Genomic DNA, 20,494 nt, shown 5'->3' on the forward strand with positions numbered 1-20,494 from the left:
TTTTACCGTCGAAAATTCCATTCATCATTTTCATAACGTTCCTTAGCAAGTTGCTGGACTTCCTTTTCCTCTTGATCCGTTAATGTATATGGCTGAAGCGTGATATGTAGCCCTTTTTCAAATCCTTGTTTGAAAGCGACAATGCTTTCCTCCATTGAAACTGGCGTAGACCTCAACTCGTTAATCGCAACGGCTTTTTTCAAAAATTGCTGCTGCATGCGCTCACGCAGTCGATCGGATCGGTAATAGAACAAGTCAAACAGCTTGTCTACATCAAAATCGAACACGATGGAACCATGTTGTAAAATAACCCCTTTTTGCCTCGTCTGCGCACTGCCGGCAATCTTTCTGCCTTCCACAACAAGCTCATACCACGATGGTGCGTCAAAACAAACAGACGAGCGTGGATTTTTAAGCGCTTCTTTTTCTTTTACGCTTTCAGGCACAGAAAAATACGCTTCTAACCCTAGCTGTTTAAATCCTTCTAGTAACCCAGTTGAAATCACGCGGTACGCTTCTGTGACCGAAGCTGGCATAGATGGGTGCTCCTCAGAGACAATCACACTATACGTCAGTTCATGTTCATGAAGAACGCCTCTTCCCCCTGTCGGACGACGAACAAACCCTAAACCTTTTTCCTTCACCATGTTCATATTAATTTCTTTTTCTAGTTGTTGAAAATAGCCAATAGAAAGCGTCGCTGGATTCCAACCGTAGAACCGTATCGTCGGAGGAATCTCTCCACGGCTATGCCATGTTAATAAAGCTTCATCTAAGGCCATATTATATGATGGACTTTTGTTTCCTGAGTTTATGAAACGCCACGTTTCGTTCATTATGAATCGCTTCCTTTTTGCTATAGTTTTCGTTCGCTCATACTTAAGATTGAAAAACATGCTCCCTCTCGATATAATAAAGAAAGATGAATCATTGAAGGGGAGTTCGCTAGAATTATGGAATTACAAACAATTATTCTTATTGTACTGACAATAGCGTTAGTAACGTTTATTGTGATTCGCTTACGCACACCAAAATATTTAAAAACACTTTCTCAAGACGAGTTTATTAAAGGCTATCGAAAAGCGCAACTTATAGATGTTCGAGAAACCCGTGAATTTGATGGTGGGCATATCTTAGGCGCTCGGAATATTCCGATGTCTCAACTTCGCCAGCGACAAAATGAGATACGCAAAGATCAACCTGTCTACATTTATTGTCAATCAGGTGCTCGTAGTAAGCAAGCAGCAAAAGTGATCAAAAAGAAGCGTGGTGCGGAAGATATCTCGCACTTAAAAGGCGGCTTCCGTAAATGGACAGGCAAAGTAAAAAAGAAAAAATAATCGCATCGAAAAAGCAGCTGTCGCTCACAGCTGCTTTTCTTTTTACCATTTTTTAAGAATGCACCGCTTCTCCATGCTGTTGCTCATATTTTAAAACAGGTTTTCTCGCTGCTAACGTTTCATCTAATCTACTGACAACGGTATGGTGAGGCGCTTCCTGAACAATTTCAGGTGTATCTTCTGCTTCTTTGGCAATTTGAATCATCGCCTCAATAAATTCATCCAACGTTTCCTTTGATTCTGTTTCCGTTGGCTCAATCATCATACATTCCTCTACATTTAAAGGAAAATAGATGGTCGGTGGATGATAGCCAAAATCAAGCAAACGTTTTGCAATATCTAGGGTACGCACGCCAAGCTTCTTCTGACGTTTACCGGATAAAACAAATTCATGTTTGCAATGCTGAGTATATGGAAGATCATAATAAGGCGCTAAACGTCTCATCATATAGTTCGCGTTTAAAACCGCATATTCAGACACAAGCCTCAAACCGTCTGCGCCCATCGTGCGGATATACGTATACGCTCGTAAATTAATGCCGTAATTTCCGTAGTAAGGCTTTACACGACCAATCGATTTCGGACGATCATAATCAAACATATAGAAATCGTCTACTTTTGTTAAGATTGGCTTTGGCAAAAACGGCATTAATTCTTTTTTCACTCCAACAGGGCCCGAACCCGGTCCACCTCCGCCATGAGGACCCGTAAAGGTTTTATGAAGGTTTAAATGAACAACGTCAAAGCCCATGTCCCCTGGTCGCGTAATGCCTAGTATTGCATTTGAATTCGCTCCATCATAATAGAGCTTCCCACCTGCTTCATGAATAATTGCAGCCATTTCTACTATATCTGCTTCAAATAAGCCGAGGGTATTCGGATTTGTTAACATTAAGGCAGCCGTTTCTTCATTCACGACTTCTCGTAAATGGTCCAAATCTACAAGGCCATGTTCATTCGTTTTAACCGTTACGGAATCAAAACCAGCTACAGTTGCAGAAGCTGGATTGGTTCCATGGGCCGAGTCTGGCACAATTACTTTTGTTCGATTATGGTCGCCATTGGCTTCATGAAAAGCACGAATCATCATTAATCCAGTCCATTCCCCGTGCGCTCCAGCTGCTGGTTGTAGCGTCACTTCGTCCATGCCTGTAATTTCAGCAAGAGACGTTTGCAGTTGATAAAGCATTTTTAACGAACCTTGAACTTGATAAGCTGGTTGATAAGGATGAACGTGACTAAGTCCTTCTATTCTAGCCACATCTTCATTCACTTTAGGATTGTATTTCATTGTACAAGAACCTAACGGATAAAAGCCGGAGTCTACCCCATGATTGCGCTTCGATAAAGCTGTATAATGACGCATAATTTGCAACTCAGATACTTGTGGAAGTTCAGGCTCATCAACACGTAAAAACGCATCAGGAATGATAGAGGAAATCTCCTCTTCATGAATATCTAATTCTGGTAAGCTATGACCTAAACGACCTTCCTTGCTCTCTTCAAAAATAAGTGCCATGCCGCCGTGTTGTGCTGTCATGCAAACGCCCCCAGTTCTTTTGCGAATTGATCTAACTCTTCTTTTGTTCGAAGCTCCGTTACACAGATGAGCATGTGATGAGTACGATCCTTATCCACTTCACCTAAATCAAATCCGCCGATAATTCCTTTTTTAAACAACGATTGATTGACAGATGAAACTGGTTGGTTCAGCTCGACAACAAATTCATTAAATGTTGCACCATTTTGCTGAACAAAGACGCCCTCATTATTTAATTGTTTTTTTAAGTAATTTGCCTTTTGCACATTTTGTGTCGCCATTTCTTTGACACCTTTTTTGCCAATAGCCGTCATAGCAACCGATGCAGCAAGGGCATTTAATGCCTGATTCGAACAAATATTCGATGTCGCTTTGTCTCTGCGGATATGCTGCTCACGCGCTTGTAATGTAAGCACAAAACCACGGTGTCCGTTTTCATCAACCGTTTGACCAACTAAACGACCTGGTACTTTTCGCATCAATTTTTTTGTCGTAGCGAAGTAACCACAGTGTGGCCCACCAAATTGAGTCGGGATTCCAAATGGCTGCGCATCACCAATAACGATGTCTGCTCCAAATGCACCAGGTGGCTTTAATAGTCCAAGGGCAAGGGGATTACTTGAAACAACAAACTGTGCTTTTGATGTATGTGTAATTTCCTCTATTTCCGCCAAAGGTTCTAAACTACCAAAGAAGTTTGGATGTTGCACAATCACACAAGCTACATGATCCCCGTGCATCGTTTTTAAGGCTTCTATATCTGTTGTTCCATTTTTTATTTCGATTTCTTTTACTTCTAAATTTTGGCCATACGCATTTGTACGCAAGACATCTCTTGCTTCTGGATGAACCGCTTTTGAAACGAGAATGGTTTTCTTTTTTGTATGACCTGCAGACAACATCGCTGCTTCTGCTAAAGCTGTCGGGCCATCATACATAGATGAATTAGCTAAATCCATACCCGTCAGTTCACAAATCATCGTTTGAAATTCAAAAATTGCTTGTAATTCCCCTTGAGAAATTTCTGGTTGGTACGGCGTATAAGCCGTATAAAATTCTGAACGAGAAATGACGTGATCAACGATTGATGGAATATAATGTTCGTACACACCAGCACCTAAATAAGATGGAAAGTCTTTAATGGACGTATTATCGTTTGCCAATCCTTGAAAAAAAGATAGTAGCTCCGGCTCCTTTAACGCTTTCTCGATGGCAAGCTTGCGTGTAAATCGTGTCTCATCCGGGATATCAGCTAACAATTCATCAATAGATTGAACACCAATTGCTGCTAGCATATCTTGTTTATCTTGATCGGTCATTGGTAAATAGCGATGTGCTTCCACTCATAATTCCTCCTTTAGCCTCTTAACCTCGTTTGTAAAATGGGGTTTTAACAACCTTTGCTAGAACGCGTTTTCCACGTATATCAATCTCCAATTCTGTGTCTAACGTCGTATAAGCTGCTTCTATTAACACAAGACCGACGTTTTTTCCGAGTGTTGGCGATTGTGTGCCAGATGTGACAAATCCGATTTTTTCGTTTTCTTTATAGACATCATAACCATGTCGTGGAATGCCTCTTCCTACCATTTCAACGCCAACTAACTTACGACTCGGTCCTACTTGTTTCTGTTCTTTCAATACGTCTTGACCGATAAAAGACGTTTCTTTATCCACTTTCACAGCAAAACCAATCCCTGCTTCAATAGGCGAAATGTCTCGAGTTAGTTCTTGCCCGTACAACGCAAGTTTCGCTTCAAAACGAAGCGTGTCTCGAGCGCCTAAGCCACACGGAAGTAAACCAAATGGTTCGCCTGCTTCCAATAAATTCTTCCAAAGCGTTCCAGCGTCGTGACTCGACACATAAAGCTCAAAACCATCTTCGCCTGTATAACCTGTTCGCGAAACAAATGTGGAAACCGTACCAACCATGACTTGTTCTTGAAAACGAAACGGTTTCATTTCCTTTAGGTCGACATCTGTTTTTGCCTGTAAAATTTCTAAAGCTTTAGGTCCTTGAATCGCAATTAAAGCCATTTCTTCAGACACATTCTTTAACGACACATCCCCTTGAACATGATCGCTTATCCATGCGATATCTGAATCAATATTTGCAGCATTTAATACAAGCATGTAGGCTTTTTCAGAACGTCGATAAACAATGAGATCATCAACCGTTCCGCCAGATTCCGTACACATGGCATTGTATTGAGCTTGGCCATCTTTCATTTTCATAATATCGTTCGTTAAAAGTCGTTGTAAATTCGCTTCTGCATCTGTTCCTTCTACCTCTAGTTCTCCCATGTGAGAAACATCGAATAAACCAGCAGCTTCTCGAACGGCAGCATGTTCAGCTTTAATTCCACTAAATGATACTGGCATCTCCCACCCACCAAAATCTACTGTTTTTGCAAGATGTTGATAGTAAGAAAATAAAGGTGTTCGTTTTAACGTCATTATGACCCTCCTCAAGGCTCTTATCAATAAAAAAAGGACAAAGCAAACACCAGTGTGTCTGCTCTGTCCTTTGAACCAGAAAGTTTCATTCAGAACTCATTTTATTCTGAATTGTCTTCGTAGGTGGCTTCGTTGCTCAAGCACTCTCCAGAGATGCGTCAAGTAAAAGTCTGCTTTGCCTGAGAGATTCACATTTGTTTGCTCCTTCGGCGCTATGTACCGGATTGGCCATAGTCTCTCCCTTTACCATCACCCGCTTTATTCAATTAAACAATCGTTTTAAAACCACAAATTTGGTACATACTAAAAAAAGTCTGTTAATACTTCTAATCCTACCAACGGACAATGAATTACGCAACAAATTTTTCTGAATTTCAGCATATTTTTCGAAATATAAAGGATGTGAACCCGTTGGATATTAACATTAACTTTGATAACGATTGGAATGTTCGGTTTTTAGAGAAAATCGCTCAAGATGGCCCATGGTCAGACTTTGAAACCTATAAACTTGCTTTTGAAGCGCAAAAACATTTACAAATACCAGAGTTTAGTGGGTTGGTAGCACCACGGTACCTGCCTCAACTCGAACCCTTTCAACATCAAATTGAAGCAGCAGAAACAGTCATTGAGCAAATGCATGGAAAAGCGATCCTTGCTGACGAAGTAGGTCTCGGTAAAACCATTGAAGCTGGACTCGTATTAAAAGAATATATGATTCGCGGTCTAGTGAAAAAAGTACTTATTTTAGTTCCAGCTTCATTAGTTTCACAGTGGGCGAATGAACTTACTTCAAAGTTTTATATACCAGCGATCCCTCAAAAAAAAGCATATGTATGGGAACAATGTGATGTCGTCGTCGCTTCAATTGATACAGCGAAACGTCCTCCTCACCGGGAGATTGTATTGGAACAACCTTACGACATGGTTATTATTGATGAAGCTCATAAATTAAAAAACCCTAAAACAAAAAACTATGAATTCATTCGTTTACTCAAGAAAAAATACTGTTTATTGTTAACCGCTACCCCTGTGCAAAACAAACTTGAGGAAATTTTTAACCTTGTCTCTCTTTTAAAGCCAGGACATTTAGGAAATATCGAAAGTTTCGATAAAGCTTTTCGCGCAGATAAACGATCAGCAAAAAATGATGAACAATTACGCTCTCTCGTTCAACAAGTAATGGTACGAAATCGTCGTGAAGATACGGGCATTGAGTGGACAAAGCGTGTTGTGCAAACCATCCCAATTGAATTTAGTAACAGTGAACGTCAATTTTATGAAAAGCTTGAGCACAACCAAGCAGGGCTCAATCACTTTACATTGCTAACGTTAAAACGAGAATTGTGTTCAAGTCGCGAAGCTGTATTTATGACGCTTAAAAACACAATCGAAAAAGCACAAGAAAATGGCAACGATCCAAGCAATGCAGTTGCACTGCTCAATGAAGCTGCAACCATTGAAGGACACGCAAAAGCGGAAAAAGCATTAGAATTGATTCAATCCATTGATGACAAAGTCATTATTTTCACGGAATACCGCGCCACACAAATGTACTTACAGTGGTTTTTCAAACAACACAATATTAGTTCAGTGCCCTTTCGCGGTGGATTTAAGCGCGGAAAAAAAGACTGGATGCGTGAATTATTTCGCAATCACGCGCAAGTGCTTATTGCAACAGAAGCTGGCGGTGAAGGAATCAATTTACAGTTTTGTCACCACATCATTAATTACGATTTACCTTGGAATCCAATGCGGATCGAACAGAGAATTGGTCGGCTCCACCGCTTAGGCCAACAGCATGATGTTCAAATTTACAATTTTGCCGTTCAAGAAACCATTGAACAAAAGATTCTCGACTTGCTGTACGATAAAATTCATTTGTTTGAATCGGTCATCGGACAGTTAGACGACATCCTTGCAAAAATTGAACTTGCAGATTTAGATGAACATGTAAATAACATTATTGAACAATCGTCTTCAGACGGTGAAATGAAAATTAAATTTGATCATCTCGCGGCTGTTATCAATGAAGCACAAGAGGAACTAAAGTCAGAAAATGAGGAGAAAGAAGATCATGAATCAGCTTGATATTCACCAGTATTTAAAACGTTATTTTCTTGCTCACGAAAGTTCAATCGTTGAAGAGTCCCCTGCTCATTTAACCGTTAAGCTGTCGATTAAGCTAGATAAAGCGTTAATGAACCGCCCGTTTTATTGGCATTATCAAGAAAAAATTGGTTCCGAACCTAATCCAATGACGGTAACACTCATCACTGACCAAAATCGCAGTCCAGAAGATTTGCAAGGTGAAGTCATCCACTTTGGCTCCCCTCGCTTGTCACAGATCTTTGATTCAGCAAATGAACTTGGTTCTTTCATTCGTATGTATGAATCCGCACCAAATTTGACAACTGGCTCGCACCCGCTACACCCTTGGTTAGCCGTTAACGCAAACATCTCTTTCCAATGCGATCGAAAGAAAGATGTTTTGCTATCACTTGGGTTAAATTTAATTAATGGTCAAATTGTTCCGCAATTCTTTGATAAAGTTGATCGATTAACGCTGACGCCTAAAATACCAGACTACTGCTTCACCCTCTCTCCTCTGGTTAAATTGGAATCGGGGTTAAAGCGACTTCAAAAAGTAATGACAACGTACATTGAGAATGAACCGACACATTGGGCAGCAGCTGCACATACACGTTGGGCGAATGATGAACAACTATTAGAATCATTTTACGAAGGAACCGACGACAAACCAGAAAGCTACTTCGCTGAAAAAGATGCGTTAAAAGAACGATACGAACCACATATACATGTATCCATTGTCAATGGCGGCATTTTTTATTTACATCAACAAATGTTTCAATCATAAAAAAGAAGCAAGCTGCATTGGCAGCTTGCTTCTTTTAGATCCCGCTATTCGAGCGGAACACCTCCACCGTGAACGAGGTAACTATAAATCGTCGCAATGGAGAAGAACCCAAATACAAGTACAGAAACTCCACTAAATCCTAATGCAAAGAAGTTCTTTCTTTTTAAACTTACAATTGCACCTGCGAAAGAAAAAATTGCGACTAATAATGCCATAACTGCAAAAACCATGAGCTTTTCCTCCAGTATGTATTTGATCTTATTGTACTCGTTTTCATTGCGTTTGTCGAGCGCTCTTCTTTTCTATTAGAGAGGGCTATGATACACTTTAACTCACAAGAAAAGGAGGTAGACCCTATGTTTAAACAAATTCCTTTAGGACCCATTCAAACAAATGCGTATGTCCTTTATAACGATAAAAAAGAGGCTGTTATCTTTGATCCTGGTGGTGACGGAGAAGCCTTTATTAACTGGTTAAACAATGAGGAATTAAACCCGCTCGCCATCCTGTTGACACATGCTCATTTTGATCATATTGGCGCTGTTGATGAACTAAGAACAGCCTTTAATATTCCTGTCTATTTACATACAGAGGAACACAATTGGCTTGGCGATCCATCTTTAAATGGTTCTTCTCGCTTAACAGGCAGAGCGTTAACAACTGCAAAACCTGCTGACTATGATCTTGAAGATGAAACAGAACTAACAATTGGCCCTTTTACGTTTTCATTGCTTCATACACCAGGTCATTCTCCAGGAAGTGTCTCGTTTTACTACAAAGAAGAAGCCATCGTATTTTCTGGCGATGTGTTATTTCAACAAGGAATCGGTCGAACAGACCTTCATGGCGGAGACCATGCTCAATTACTATCGTCCATCCATAAAAAAATACTCCCTTTACCAGAAGATACCACCGTTGCATCTGGTCACGGCCCATTGACAACCATTGGTCAAGAAATGGACCATAATCCTTTTCTAACAGGTTATTAAAAGAAACCGCTGCTTACAAATGTTAAGCGGCGGTTTATTGTATGTATATACTAGTGGCCAAAGCTTGGTACATTAATAAATAAAGCGTAGTACGTAAACCCTACAAAAAATACAGTACAATAGCCAGCAAAAATATACACATATACACGTTCAGACAGCTTTAGGTAGCCAAGCGCAATTAAAATAAACGTTTGAGCAAAGAACAGGAGTGACATATTATACATATTTCCAATATAAAATAAAACTGCAAAAATTCCTGTCCAAAAACCTAGGCCTCGATACATGCGATCCATCATGTCTACCCCTCCTTATCTTAGACGGCTGTCCTCTTCATTATATACGAGAAGATGAATTCTTGTAAATGCTTACTTATGCCGTTCATTCTTTCTTTGTCGTTTAAATACGGAGAGTGCAAACGGGATGATTCCAAAAGCCCAATGGGAAAGTGGTTCTTGCTCGCTTTTCTTTTCCGCGCGTTTACGATGACGTTCAGATTTTGGTTCATCAATTTTTTTTACTGCTTCTTGCGTTGCAAATTTAAGTAAATCTTGAAAAGACATCCTGTCACCTCTTGCTACCAGTCTTCCCAAATTCAATTTGTTTTATCCTACAATCCTTCTTTATATGAACTGATTTCACCAGATTTTTCTAACGTAACTGTCGCAGTTCTTTTTTTTCCATTTTCAAGAACAGCTGTCAGTTTAATTAATTTCTCGTCTTGTTGAATCGTTTGTACGCTCACCTCTCCGATTTCAACCGATATGTGAATGGTGTCTTTGTCATCATCTAATGCTTGTTGCAAACCAAGATGCAATAAGTTTTCAAGCTGCATATACTCATGTTGTTGGATCATATAAGCATGTTCACGTTGATATTGATTCATTTGCCATAATAAAAAGATCGTTAACAGAAGAAGAAAAAAGAGGGTTGGTAGAAAAACCAGCCCTTCATCTGACTGTTTGATAAACATGCACCCACTCTTTCATTGATACAATCAATTTCTTGTACGTTTTGCCACTATCCATTGTTAGGCTACATGTATAGTAAACGTCTTTCCTTGAGCATGAAAAGGAGTCTACACCTTCTAATACGACGACATGACCTTTCTTGTCTCTAAACCGTTGAATCCTTGTTTCTAGCCTCATTTGATAGGAAATAACCGTATCGCCTATAAATAATTCTAATTCATTGTCTTTCCACCTGATTGCATCTGCACCTTTTGCATCTTGAGAAACGTGATTAAAAAAGCGAATCGCATCGTCATTACCAGAGGTTTCAGAAGTTGTGACAACAAGGAAGATATTTGGCAAAACGAGCACAACTAGGCTTAATAAACTCAATCCAATTAACTGTTCGAGATACGTAAACCCTGTATCATTTTTCCAATACATAAACACATACTGCTTTATTTCGCTTTAAATGACTATCTTGACACTTCCTATACAACAGATCATCTCCTATTTGTTCCCACGCATCATGGGAACCGGAATGATAAGAAAGACGACTTTTCTCTAAATCGTACAAGAGTGAGAGTTCTTGATCGATTGCTCGCCTTTCTTCCATGAGCCAAATGCAAGCAGGTAGTAAACTTAAACTCATGAGGCTAATTAATAGAAAGGCACCTATTGCATCTACCAATATAAAGCCCTCATCACGACTACTGTTGGCGATAAACGATATGCCCCTTTCCAATTTGGATTGTAAAACGTACATGATGATGATGAGTTCTCACATCCCATGATCCAGACTTACGAGGATGACCATTTGCTAAAAATGAAACCTCTTGAAGGGCAAGAGATACTGGCTCTATTTTTAAAGGGGTCGGATACTGGACACGAGATTTTTCTTGTTGTTCGACATAGACAATAAGCGTATTGTCCTCAAATTGGACAGACGTCACTTTTCCTTCAGTCATGGCAACATGTTGGGCATACAAAAGATCATTTTTTAACTGCTCGATCGTTTGTTGTTCGATTTTTTTATCTTGTGATTGAAAATAAAGGATTGGAAGAAGAAGAAAAACGGATATAAGAAGAAGGGTGAAGAGGAGCTCTATAAGCGAAAAGCCTTCATTCGTTTTCAATAAGAACTTGCTTTCCATTTAAAACTAATTTCTTGCCTGAAGCACATGTGATTTGATCCACATAGCCTTCAGATACGAGCACATCGAGTGAGGCAGGAATTTTTCCGTGTTCGACTTCATAAGCACCAACTTGAGTTTGCACAAGTTTCTTTGTCGCATCACAGCTTTTGCCACCTGCCATATCCGTGTTTTTACTCATATTAGGGAGTGCAATAAGCAATAAAACGGAGATAATCATTAACACAACGAGCATTTCAATTAACGTGAAGCCATCATCTTTCTTTAAGCGCTTTATCATATATCACCTCATAAAAACAGATTGAATGTTCCTGAACCTCCTTTCTTTATGTGTCTCTTCTTTATTTGACAAATCCTTACAAACTCCTGCTAAATTTGACTAGTTTTTGAAATTTCTTGGCTCTTTTTTTCTCATCAATCTTTTTGGTATAATAGAGGGAATATGGATGAAAGGATATTGACTGTGAAATCAATCTTATTAGGCATCATACGTTTTTATCGTAAATACATTTCCTCTGTACTCCCACCAAGATGTCGCTTTTATCCGACTTGCTCTCAGTATGGTCTAACAGCGATTGAACAGCATGGAGCGATAAAAGGGAGTTATTTAACCATTAAACGCATTTTAAAGTGTCATCCCTTTCACCCAGGTGGCTTTGACCACGTGCCAGAGGGAAAAAAGAAAGAACACACGCATCAATAATGGAGTTTTATTAATATCATAGCTGGATGCAAAAAAACAATGGAGAAAATCTCCATTGTTTTAACATATTCGCTTTATGCGGGTGAAGGGACTTGAACCCCCACGTCATAAGACACTAGATCCTAAGTCTAGCGCGTCTGCCAATTCCGCCACACCCGCGATTTCTGGCGGAGAAGGAGGGATTTGAACCCTCGCGCCGCTTACACGACCTACACCCTTAGCAGGGGCGCCCCTTCAGCCACTTGGGTACTTCTCCGTAATATATAGGGATGGGCCTGAGTGGACTCGAACCACCGACCTCACGCTTATCAGGCGTGCGCTCTAACCAGCTGAGCTACAGGCCCCTTTTTTCACAAAATAAAAAAGCGGGTGATGAGAATCGAACTCACATCATCAGCTTGGAAGGCTGAGGTTTTACCACTAAACTACACCCGCATGGTAAAAAATAAAATCTTATCAACATATTCATCTAAAACGATATGAACTAATTATAACATTTAACTCTCTTTATTTCAACTAAAGAGCGGAAGACGAGATTCGAACTCGCGACCCCCACCTTGGCAAGGTGGTGTTCTACCACTGAACTACTTCCGCATATAAATGGCTGGGCTACCTGGGATCGAACCAGGGAATGACGGAATCAAAATCCGTTGCCTTACCGCTTGGCTATAGCCCAAAGTTTGGTTGCGGGGGGCGGATTTGAACCACCGACCTTCGGGTTATGAGCCCGACGAGCTACCAGACTGCTCCACCCCGCGTCGTTATAAAGTATTCAGATGATGCTTATTCAATGATGTCCAACATCTTCCTCTTCTCGTCTTTCAGAGAAGTAATTGCTGAAGAGTAAATATGGCGGAGGAAGAGGGATTCGAACCCCCGCGGGCTTTGACACCCCTGTCGGTTTTCAAGACCGATCCCTTCAGCCGAACTTGGGTATTCCTCCGTATAAAGTGGAGCCTAGCGGGATCGAACCGCTGACCTCCTGCGTGCAAAGCAGGCGCTCTCCCAGCTGAGCTAAGGCCCCATGAATTTGTTTATGTATGTCGTCAAAAGCGATTACCTCAGCGACATTTAATAATATATCATAGCTTTTATAAAAGCACAAGTGTTTTTATAAACTTTTTTTCTGGAAAAATCATTTATGGTCTTATTCTACCGATTAATTTGATCTCATGCAAGTTCTGCTTACATGAGATCAAACATTTCATACATAGGAAGCATAATCATTAAAAATAAGAAAAAGATAAAACACCCTATAAAAAGAAACAAAATCGGCTGAATCATTTGCAACAACTTCTCCAACCTTCGATCTAACTCTTCAATAATCCATTCGCTAAAAAATTGTAAATCTAGCGCTAGTTTAGCCGTTCGACTACCGTTCTCGACCACGATTGGAAGTTCACTTAAATAATAAGGTTGATGTCGAAGATATGAAGCTAAACTATCGCCTTGCTTTAAACTCTGATTCATTTTTTGAGCTTCATCTTTAAAAAAAGGCAAATACGATTGCTTTTCAAAAATATTTAAAGCTTCATGAATGGACATCCCTGTTTGCAGCAATTTCCCAAGCTGTAGAGAGAAATAAAATGTAATCACTTGCTTCATAACTGTTTGCGAAAGTTTCCACTTTAATAAAATGTGAACTTTTTCATGAGGGGTTAAATGTTTGATATAACGTTTGCTGCTCACGTATCCAATACACGCTATAAGCAAGAAGGCGATGCATACATAAGGAAGACTTTCTAGGAAAGAGAAGAAAACATGAATGAAACGCGGTGGGGATTGATTTAACGTAGAAAAAAGAGCTTGAAAATGCGGGACGATATAAAGATTTAAAATGAGCAAAGCCATTCCTACACCAAATGCTAATACGAGAGGGTATCGTAATAGTTTTTGCAGCTGCATTGTCGTTTTAAGCCTTTTTTCATAAAGTTTAGCTGCTTCCATTAACCCGTCAGCCACTTGCCCTTGTTCTTCATAAAAAAAGATATACGATTGAACATCACTTGGTAACGCTAACGTTTGTAAACTTTTTGAGAGTGGCTGACCCATGGTAAGTTGTTGTTTAATTAAATGAATGATTTCTTTCCAAGCCTCATTGACCTGTACCGATAAAAAGGATAATGCTTGATCTACACTATAGCCACTTTGCAACAATTCACCTAGTCTCTTAATAAACGAAATTTCGGCTTGTTTGTTTCGTTTTGTAAGCACTGAACGAAACATCGTTACTCCACCCTACTAAGACGAATGCATGCTTCGTCGTCAAGAATTCCTACCGCCCATGCTTTTGCAGCTTTTTTTAAGAAAGGACGAGACTTCCTCTTCCCTTCCCACACTTCTTTTACTTGATGAGCCAAAAGCCAGTCAAAGACGGCAATCCTTTTATCCGCTCCTTTTTGTGCAATCAATTTCTGATACACGATTGCTTGAAGACAAGATAGATTTCCACCAATGCCAAGATCTCTTAATCGATCAATGGTTAAAGATGAATTTGTCACGTGAAGACTAGCAATGACAAAATGACCCGTAATTGCTGCTTGAACTGCAAGAGCGGCCGTTTCTCTATCTCTTATTTCTCCAATGATAATAATATCGGGATCATGGCGCAAAATCGCCCGTAATGCCCGCTCAAACGTTAAGCCTCCTCTTGATTGAATTTCAACTTGCGTTATGCCCTGCAATTGATGTTCAACTGGATCTTCAACTGAAATTATTCGATAGCCCCCATTTTGTACAAGTTGTTTTACAAACGAATAAATGGTGGTGGTTTTGCCAGAGCCTGTTGAACCGGTTACTAAAAACAAACCGGGGAGTGCCAATAAGAGCTGATTGAAATAATGAGTATCTTTTAAGAAAGGGGAAAGGGACTGTAACGGAACAATTGAAGAGCTGTTTAAAATTCGAATAGCAATACTCTCTAAAGGGGTTGTTGGGAGGGTGGAGATTCGCATCGCGATTAATTGTTGTTTCCACATGTACTCAAATGCTTTGCTTTGTGATTGGCGACGGTCGCTAATGTCCATGCCTACAATATACTTAAGGTGATTTAAGATCTTTTTCGCTTCATCTGTATTCATCGTGTACATAAACGTTAAGTTACCTACTATACGAAAATACACATCATAGCCACGTTGATTCGGAATAAGGTGAACGTCAGAGGCTTGTAATTCTAATGCTTTACTTAGTAAAGTATCACTTATAAACGAATGGGTTGTTTCGAGCATAATACCCTCCTTTCCTTTTATGTCTATACCCATTCGACATCATTCCCCCAATTCCTCCTCATCTTTTTTTCGTCTATTGGCTTTTTTTGTTTTTGGGATTGTTTCTGCTGGCTGTTTTCGAATCCATTTAATAAATTTGCTTACTTTCTCATCTCGTTTTAACTCACTTATTGTAGTTAATCTAGAAGCAATTTCTTTATTTGTATAGAGTGCGTGAATATGTTTATGACAAGGCACACAAAGATTTGCCGTCGGTTTAAACGTTCCTCCTTCTTCTTTTGGCGTTAAATGATGAACCGTCGTCTGCACTCCTTTCCGCTCACATAGTTCACAAGTCTGTTCCATTTGTTTCACCTTTCTCGCCTCCAGCTTTTTATTGAGTTCTTGCCCTTTCATTGATACGATAAGAGTTTGAAAGGAGCTCTCATGCATATCGCACGTTATTTTAACCAACAAATTGACTTACACACTCTTGAACGCTCTGAGTGGAATAAATTGTATTTGGCAAGTAAACAAGGCAATCTTACTTGTACTTTTTGTCAAGCTCCTATGCGAATGACGTTATTCATTCAAGATAAACCTTTATTTATTCATCCGGAACCCGTGAGAGATGCATGTCGGGAAAATCAACTTGCATCCCCTTCAACGAAATCATCAATAGAAAAGCCAAAAGAATTTGCTGGCTTTAGTTTACCGAAAAACAACCAAATTGGCGGGAACGAACAAAAAGACACGGTTTGGAAGGAAGCGGAACCCTTAACTGGTCTGCAATCGTTTCAACCAGATACAGAGCAAACGCACGATCATGATCCATACAGGATGACACTAGAGGCAGCCTCTTTAACCTTTAACCAAGAACAATGGAACAGTATAAAACAAATTGATGGTCCATTACTTATTCTTGCTGGTGCAGGAAGCGGAAAAACCCGGGTTATTACAGCAAGAGCCGCTTATATGTTAACCGAGCTTAACATTCCAATTAACCGAATGGCCCTTGTAACCTTTACGTCTAAAGCAGCAAAAGAAATGAAAGAACGCATGATGCTCTACCCAAATATTACGAAAAAAATGGGTGAGCAATTATTGATCCGCACGTTCCATAGTCTTTTTTTGCAAATGCTTAAACATCATCAGCCTGATCAATGGCATCACTCTCGGTTACTCCAATCCCCTCTCCCGCTTATTAAGCAGATCGGATTAAGCTTCGGCTATGATGAAAACGAATTTGCATACGATTCAGCTGTCACACAAATTAGCTATTGGAAAAACCATATGCTACAACCAGATGACGTTACAGCAAAAACAGACTTCGAAAAGAAAGTGAAATCTATTTATCAGACTTACGAAGAAGAAAAAAAGCGTCAGACGTATTATGACTTCGACGATATTTTATTAGGATGCTTCCACTTGCTTCGAGAAAACCCGCTCTTACTTGAACGGTATCAAGAGCGATTTACTTATTTATCCGTTGACGAGTTTCAAGACATTAATCTTCTTCAATTTGAAATTGTGCGCATGCTGTCTGCAAAACAGCGTAACTTATGTGTCGTTGGCGATGACGATCAATCCATCTATGCATTTCGAGGGAGCGATCCTCACTTTATTCAACAATTTACATCGTATTATCCAAACGCGACTGTTGTTTCATTAGAACAGAATTATCGTTCCACACACGAAATCATTGCTTCTGCAAATACAGTCATTAAAAAAAATTCAAGTCGTCTGCAAAAAACATTGCACGCACAGCGGAGTAAAGCGAAACAAAAGCCACTGTTGTTTTATCCGTATAATGAAGAAGAAGAAGCGTCCATTATTGTAGAAGAAATTCTTCGCAAACAAGCTGATGGACAAGTTATTGATGACATCGCGATTTTGTTTCGAACAACAGCATCTGTTCGAGCTTTACTTGAACGATTCATTGACGCTGACATTCCTTTTTTAATGGATCAATCAATAGGGACGTTTTATGAGAAACCCATTGTCAAAAAGGCTCTCGCTTTTTTAAGACTCGCTCTCTATGAGGATCATGTTGAAGCAGCACTTTATGCTTTGCAAGCACTTTTCTTAAAAGCTGACAAGCAACGTGAACTAGTTGAATTACAACAACAGCGCGCTTGCACGTTACTAGAAGCTTTTCCCTTTTTATCAAATACACAACCCTTTCAGAAAAAAAAGTTACAGCAACTTCCTGGGTTATGTCGAAAATTAACAGGGCTTCCTCCAATTCAGGCATTAGAGAGTATTGAACAAGATATTGGCTTTAAAGATACGTTAAAAAAACAAGCACAAGAAGGCAATCAGCTTGATAAAGGCAGTGACGCATTCAAACAGCTAAAAGCGCTTGCCCGTCAACATGAGACAGTCGCTTCATTTCTTCACTATATTGATGCGATGACGCAAAAAGTAAATGAACATAAACAGTCAACGAATAAAAAGGGCGTTCGCCTGTTAACCATTCACCGTGCAAAAGGACTCGAATTCGAACAAGTTTTTGTGATTGGATGCGTTGACCGCTCTCTCCCCCACGATTATGCGCTCGATGCATTAAAAGATGGAGATGAGGGACCGCTTCAAGAGGAAAGACGACTCATGTATGTTGCAATGACCCGTGCGAAGTCCTCTCTTTATTTGTCCGCCCCTCTTTATTACTTTGAACATAAAAGCTTCGTCTCACGCTTTTTGCTTCCGTTATTACAAAGCCGTTCACGATCGTGAACGGCTTTTTTCCTCAGGACTAGTACAACCTTTTCATGACATAGAGTACTAAAGGACATGAACATGGAAAGGTGGCAAGGCAAATGAGACGAAAAACAAGTATCGTGATTTTAACCTACAATCAGTGGGAATTAACAAAGATGTGTTTAGAGAGTCTCTTTACTCACACGAATCCAGAAGAGATGGAAGTGATTATCATTGATAATGGTTCAACCGATGAAACGGTTGCCCATCTTACAAAAGAGACTCGAATCATCTTTGTTGCAAATGAAAGCAACCAAGGTTTCGCAAAAGCATGTAATCAAGGCGCTGAACTTGCTACAGGGAACGAAATTTTATTTTTAAACAACGATACCATCGTGACAAATGAATGGTTAACACGAATGAGGAAAACCCTTGATTCTGATCAAAAAATAGGCTTAGTGGGCCCAATGAGTAACTATGTAAGCGGTGAACAGCTTATCCAAGATCCATACCATTCATTAGAAGAAATTGAGGCGTACGCTGAAAAAAGACACAAAGGTTTCCATGAAAAAAAAGCATATGTCATGCGTTTAGTGGGATTTTGTTTACTCGTAAGAAAAAAAGTGCTAGAAGATATCGGTGGATTTGATGAACGTTTCGAGATCGGCTCTTTTGAAGATGATGATTTTTGTTTAAGAGCCGTGCAGTCCGGCTACCGATTGGCGATTGCTTTAGATGTCCATATTCATCATCATGGTCACGCAACGTTTACCGGTAGCCCTGAAATTAATTTTAATCAAACGTATTTGGATAATTATCAGCGCTACGTTCAGAAATGGGGAGAAGATCTCTCCTACTTTATGCACGGTAGACCTGAACTTGTTCAACTTGTCCCTCAAGATGCCAAGCAGATACTTGATATCGGCTGCGGCGCTGGGGCTACTGGTTTACAGCTTATCAATCGTCAAAATAGCGAGCTTGTTGGCGTAGAAGGAAATGAAAAAATGGCACAGATCGCTCGTAGTTATTACAAAGCAGTCTATGCCATTAATCTTGACGAAACAGTCCCGCCACTAAAGCAAGAGTCCTTTGATGTCATTCTATTTGCAGATATCCTTGAACATTTAAAAGATCCCTGGAAGATCGTTCAACAGTACGCATCTTTTTTAAAAAAAGGAGGCGCCATCATTGCGAGCATTCCGAATATCGGTCATGCAGAAGCTCTTTTGCCGCTCCTATCAGGTCGATTTGACTATCGAGACGCTGGCATTCTCGATAAAACACATTTACGCTTTTTCACACCACAAACCTTGTATACGTTATTTCCAACTGATCAATTTTCAATTAGGCAACAATTTTCAACCCATGTGCCAATTGACGCAAAAGTAAGTACGTTTTTTAATGAAGTAAGCTTACTCGGCAAAAAGTTTGATCTTGATTTAGAAGGACTTTCAGACGCGATTCGAACGTACCAATCAGTCGTTTTGTTTAAGAAGCTTTAACTGTTCTTTGAAATAGGTACGATTGTATTCAATCCGACTGTCGTTTGGTAAATACGTTGCAGCCTGTTCATTGTGCTCGTTTCCTTTTTCAATCATGCCGAGTTTATCATAGCTAACCGCAAGCTGCAGGTGAGGAATCCACGTCTCACAAGCAACATTTTGAAAGTAAGCATTTTCTTCTTTATTTGCAATTGCTAGCTCATACCAAAAAGTCGCTTCTGCAAATGCTTGCTTTTCTAAAAATAAATGTCCAATTCGACAGCATGTTTCTGGTTTCGGTTTTCCGTATTCTAACGCACGAAACACCCATTCTTTCGCTTGTTTTGGCACGCCTAAATTTAAATAACAATCGGATAGTTTATGACACGTTCGAATGAGATCTTCGGACCACCCTTTTTCCGTCTTAACAAACTTTAAATAATACTCAATCGCATCTTCAAATCGCCTGTGGTCCGTTAACTCATTTGCATAATATAATAAGTCCCTTGGTGTAAACGTTTCTCCAGACGCTTTCATTTGCTCATAAATATCTAGGTTTCGCGTAAGATCGTGCCCATCGTCAACACTTAAATGCGTAACAGCAATGTCACTATGGTAAAGTTCGCCGAATACTTCAAGATACTCATGAACGGCTCCATGCCAAACAAACCCACGATCTTTCCTTACAATTCGAAACCGTCTTATACTTGAACTAGGACGACCACTTTCGTCAAAAGCTAAATGATAGTCCATGGATACCGCATCAACTTTTTTAGAGAGCGAAGATTTTAAGTGAATGAGTTTTTTCACATCGTCTTCTTTTAACACATCATCGGCATCTAACCACATCACATATGGTTTTGTCGCATACGAGAATGCTTGATTACGCGCTTTTGCGAAGTGATTGACCCATTTAAAATCAAACACTTGCTCCGTAAAAGTCGACGCAATTTCTTTTGTTCGGTCCGTTGAGCCCGTATCCAAAATAACAATTTCATCCACTGCTTCTTTTACACTTTCTAAACAACGCGCTAAAACTTTTTCCTCGTCTTTTACAATTAAACACAAACTAATCTCAATCACGTGCACCACCTCCACAGCC

At 39.8% G+C, this 20,494-nt stretch carries 23 protein-coding genes, 9 tRNA genes and 1 riboswitch; of the genes, 7 read left to right on the forward strand and 25 right to left on the reverse strand.

All coding sequences use genetic code 11. The features are described from left to right. Window positions 1-2: 2 nt before the first annotated feature. Window positions 3-839: a lipoate--protein ligase family protein gene (locus ABC361_RS12770; protein WP_413075771.1), complete on the reverse strand. Its 837-nt coding sequence runs from the start codon at window positions 837-839 to the stop codon at window positions 3-5. Window positions 840-953: 114 nt separating this feature from the next. Here ABC361_RS12770 and ABC361_RS12775 point away from each other — a divergent pair, with 114 nt between their 5' ends. Further along, window positions 954-1,340: a rhodanese-like domain-containing protein gene (locus ABC361_RS12775; protein ID WP_413074320.1), complete on the forward strand. Its 387-nt coding sequence runs from the start codon at window positions 954-956 to the stop codon at window positions 1,338-1,340. A 52-nt stretch (window positions 1,341-1,392) separates the two neighbouring features. Here ABC361_RS12775 and gcvPB read toward each other — a convergent pair whose 3' ends face one another. The 3 genes from gcvPB to gcvT are packed head-to-tail and all read right to left on the reverse strand — an operon-like array spanning window position 1,393 to window position 5,337. Further along, entirely contained in the window at window positions 1,393-2,880 is a 1,488-nt protein-coding gene (gene gcvPB, locus ABC361_RS12780) for an aminomethyl-transferring glycine dehydrogenase subunit GcvPB (protein ID WP_413074321.1), read from the reverse strand. Continuing rightward, the gene (gene gcvPA, locus ABC361_RS12785) at window positions 2,877-4,199 is read right to left on the reverse strand and encodes an aminomethyl-transferring glycine dehydrogenase subunit GcvPA (protein WP_413075772.1); all 1,323 of its coding nucleotides are present in this window, start codon (window positions 4,197-4,199) and stop codon (window positions 2,877-2,879) included. The genes gcvPB and gcvPA overlap by 4 nt, the downstream gene beginning before the upstream one ends. 46 nt (window positions 4,200-4,245) lie before the next feature. Further along, on the reverse strand, window positions 4,246-5,337 hold the full coding sequence (gene gcvT, locus ABC361_RS12790) for a glycine cleavage system aminomethyltransferase GcvT (RefSeq protein ID WP_413074322.1): 1,092 nt from the start codon (window positions 5,335-5,337) through the stop codon (window positions 4,246-4,248). A gap of 156 nt (window positions 5,338-5,493) precedes the next feature. Beyond that, window positions 5,494-5,590: riboswitch (glycine riboswitch) on the reverse strand. A 158-nt stretch (window positions 5,591-5,748) separates the two neighbouring features. On the opposite strand from gcvT, the gene ABC361_RS12795 reads away from it, so the two are divergent. After that, a complete protein-coding gene (locus tag ABC361_RS12795; protein WP_413074323.1) occupies window positions 5,749-7,425 on the forward strand; it encodes a DEAD/DEAH box helicase in 1,677 nt (558 codons plus the stop codon). Further along, on the forward strand, window positions 7,412-8,212 hold the full coding sequence (locus ABC361_RS12800; RefSeq protein WP_413074324.1) for a YqhG family protein: 801 nt from the start codon (window positions 7,412-7,414) through the stop codon (window positions 8,210-8,212). The genes ABC361_RS12795 and ABC361_RS12800 overlap by 14 nt, the downstream gene beginning before the upstream one ends. Before the next feature lie 44 nt (window positions 8,213-8,256). Here ABC361_RS12800 and ABC361_RS12805 read toward each other — a convergent pair whose 3' ends face one another. Next, the gene (locus tag ABC361_RS12805) at window positions 8,257-8,442 is read right to left on the reverse strand and encodes a DUF2759 family protein (RefSeq protein ID WP_413074325.1); all 186 of its coding nucleotides are present in this window, start codon (window positions 8,440-8,442) and stop codon (window positions 8,257-8,259) included. A gap of 126 nt (window positions 8,443-8,568) precedes the next feature. Between ABC361_RS12805 and ABC361_RS12810 the strand changes: the two genes are divergently transcribed. After that, window positions 8,569-9,201: an MBL fold metallo-hydrolase gene (locus tag ABC361_RS12810; protein WP_413074326.1), complete on the forward strand. Its 633-nt coding sequence runs from the start codon at window positions 8,569-8,571 to the stop codon at window positions 9,199-9,201. Window positions 9,202-9,251: 50 nt separating this feature from the next. On the opposite strand, the gene ABC361_RS12815 is transcribed toward ABC361_RS12810, so the two are convergent. The 7 genes from ABC361_RS12815 to comGC all read right to left on the reverse strand — a co-directional run bounded on the left by ABC361_RS12815 (window position 9,252) and on the right by comGC (window position 11,582). Further along, the gene (locus ABC361_RS12815; protein ID WP_038485837.1) at window positions 9,252-9,494 is read right to left on the reverse strand and encodes a DUF2626 domain-containing protein; all 243 of its coding nucleotides are present in this window, start codon (window positions 9,492-9,494) and stop codon (window positions 9,252-9,254) included. Window positions 9,495-9,566: 72 nt separating this feature from the next. Beyond that, the gene (locus tag ABC361_RS12820) at window positions 9,567-9,761 is read right to left on the reverse strand and encodes a YqzE family protein (RefSeq protein ID WP_413074327.1); all 195 of its coding nucleotides are present in this window, start codon (window positions 9,759-9,761) and stop codon (window positions 9,567-9,569) included. 47 nt (window positions 9,762-9,808) lie between these two features. Next, window positions 9,809-10,171, reverse strand: a complete 363-nt coding sequence (gene comGG, locus ABC361_RS12825) for a competence type IV pilus minor pilin ComGG (RefSeq protein ID WP_413074328.1) — start codon at window positions 10,169-10,171, stop codon at window positions 9,809-9,811. Further along, entirely contained in the window at window positions 10,149-10,592 is a 444-nt protein-coding gene (locus tag ABC361_RS12830) for a ComGF family competence protein (RefSeq protein WP_413074329.1), read from the reverse strand. Before ABC361_RS12830 ends, comGG begins: the two co-directional genes overlap by 23 nt. Next, complete coding sequence (locus tag ABC361_RS12835) at window positions 10,576-10,839, reverse strand: hypothetical protein (protein WP_413074330.1); 264 nt, start codon at window positions 10,837-10,839, stop codon at window positions 10,576-10,578. The genes ABC361_RS12830 and ABC361_RS12835 overlap by 17 nt, the downstream gene beginning before the upstream one ends. Window positions 10,840-10,858: 19 nt before the next feature. Beyond that, complete coding sequence (comGD, locus tag ABC361_RS12840) at window positions 10,859-11,284, reverse strand: competence type IV pilus minor pilin ComGD (RefSeq protein ID WP_413074331.1); 426 nt, start codon at window positions 11,282-11,284, stop codon at window positions 10,859-10,861. Next, entirely contained in the window at window positions 11,271-11,582 is a 312-nt protein-coding gene (comGC, locus tag ABC361_RS12845; RefSeq protein ID WP_099301280.1) for a competence type IV pilus major pilin ComGC, read from the reverse strand. Before comGC ends, comGD begins: the two co-directional genes overlap by 14 nt. A gap of 183 nt (window positions 11,583-11,765) precedes the next feature. Between comGC and yidD the strand changes: the two genes are divergently transcribed. After that, window positions 11,766-12,005: a membrane protein insertion efficiency factor YidD gene (gene yidD / locus ABC361_RS12850; protein ID WP_413075773.1), complete on the forward strand. Its 240-nt coding sequence runs from the start codon at window positions 11,766-11,768 to the stop codon at window positions 12,003-12,005. 77 nt (window positions 12,006-12,082) lie between these two features. On the opposite strand, the gene ABC361_RS12855 is transcribed toward yidD, so the two are convergent. The 12 genes from ABC361_RS12855 to ABC361_RS12910 all read right to left on the reverse strand — a co-directional run bounded on the left by ABC361_RS12855 (window position 12,083) and on the right by ABC361_RS12910 (window position 15,577). Next, window positions 12,083-12,164 (reverse strand) — tRNA-Leu (locus ABC361_RS12855). A gap of 6 nt (window positions 12,165-12,170) precedes the next feature. Further along, window positions 12,171-12,261: transfer RNA gene (locus ABC361_RS12860), tRNA-Ser, on the reverse strand. 14 nt (window positions 12,262-12,275) lie between these two features. Then, a tRNA-Ile gene (locus ABC361_RS12865) sits at window positions 12,276-12,349 on the reverse strand. 20 nt (window positions 12,350-12,369) lie between these two features. Next, window positions 12,370-12,440 (reverse strand) — tRNA-Gly (locus tag ABC361_RS12870). Between the two features lie 87 nt (window positions 12,441-12,527). Then, window positions 12,528-12,599 (reverse strand) — tRNA-Gly (locus tag ABC361_RS12875). 7 nt (window positions 12,600-12,606) lie between these two features. Next, a tRNA-Gln gene (locus ABC361_RS12880) sits at window positions 12,607-12,681 on the reverse strand. 5 nt (window positions 12,682-12,686) lie between these two features. After that, a tRNA-Met gene (locus ABC361_RS12885) sits at window positions 12,687-12,763 on the reverse strand. Between the two features lie 92 nt (window positions 12,764-12,855). After that, window positions 12,856-12,948: transfer RNA gene (locus ABC361_RS12890), tRNA-Ser, on the reverse strand. Between the two features lie 8 nt (window positions 12,949-12,956). Next, window positions 12,957-13,029 (reverse strand) — tRNA-Ala (locus ABC361_RS12895). A gap of 161 nt (window positions 13,030-13,190) precedes the next feature. Continuing rightward, window positions 13,191-14,231: a competence type IV pilus assembly protein ComGB gene (gene comGB, locus ABC361_RS12900; RefSeq protein ID WP_413074332.1), complete on the reverse strand. Its 1,041-nt coding sequence runs from the start codon at window positions 14,229-14,231 to the stop codon at window positions 13,191-13,193. Window positions 14,232-14,233: 2 nt separating this feature from the next. Beyond that, window positions 14,234-15,232 (reverse strand): ATPase, T2SS/T4P/T4SS family, encoded by a 999-nt coding sequence (locus tag ABC361_RS12905; RefSeq protein WP_413074333.1) that lies wholly within the window; start codon window positions 15,230-15,232, stop codon window positions 14,234-14,236. A gap of 39 nt (window positions 15,233-15,271) precedes the next feature. Continuing rightward, window positions 15,272-15,577, reverse strand: a complete 306-nt coding sequence (locus tag ABC361_RS12910) for an HNH endonuclease (protein WP_413075774.1) — start codon at window positions 15,575-15,577, stop codon at window positions 15,272-15,274. Between the two features lie 81 nt (window positions 15,578-15,658). Here ABC361_RS12910 and ABC361_RS12915 point away from each other — a divergent pair, with 81 nt between their 5' ends. Both ABC361_RS12915 and ABC361_RS12920 read left to right on the forward strand, forming a co-directional pair. Next, a complete protein-coding gene (locus tag ABC361_RS12915) occupies window positions 15,659-17,947 on the forward strand; it encodes an ATP-dependent helicase (protein ID WP_413074334.1) in 2,289 nt (762 codons plus the stop codon). 83 nt (window positions 17,948-18,030) lie between these two features. Next, window positions 18,031-19,413: a glycosyltransferase gene (locus ABC361_RS12920; RefSeq protein ID WP_413074335.1), complete on the forward strand. Its 1,383-nt coding sequence runs from the start codon at window positions 18,031-18,033 to the stop codon at window positions 19,411-19,413. Here the strand turns inward: ABC361_RS12920 and ABC361_RS12925 are convergent. Then, the gene (locus tag ABC361_RS12925) at window positions 19,387-20,475 is read right to left on the reverse strand and encodes a glycosyltransferase (RefSeq protein ID WP_413074336.1); all 1,089 of its coding nucleotides are present in this window, start codon (window positions 20,473-20,475) and stop codon (window positions 19,387-19,389) included. The two genes, ABC361_RS12920 and ABC361_RS12925, sit on opposite strands and share 27 nt — an antisense overlap. Between the last annotated feature and the right edge of the window lie 19 nt (window positions 20,476-20,494).

The sequence above is a fragment of the Shouchella phoenicis genome (assembly GCF_047238345.1).
GTDB lineage: Bacteria > Bacillota > Bacilli > Bacillales > Bacillaceae_D > Shouchella.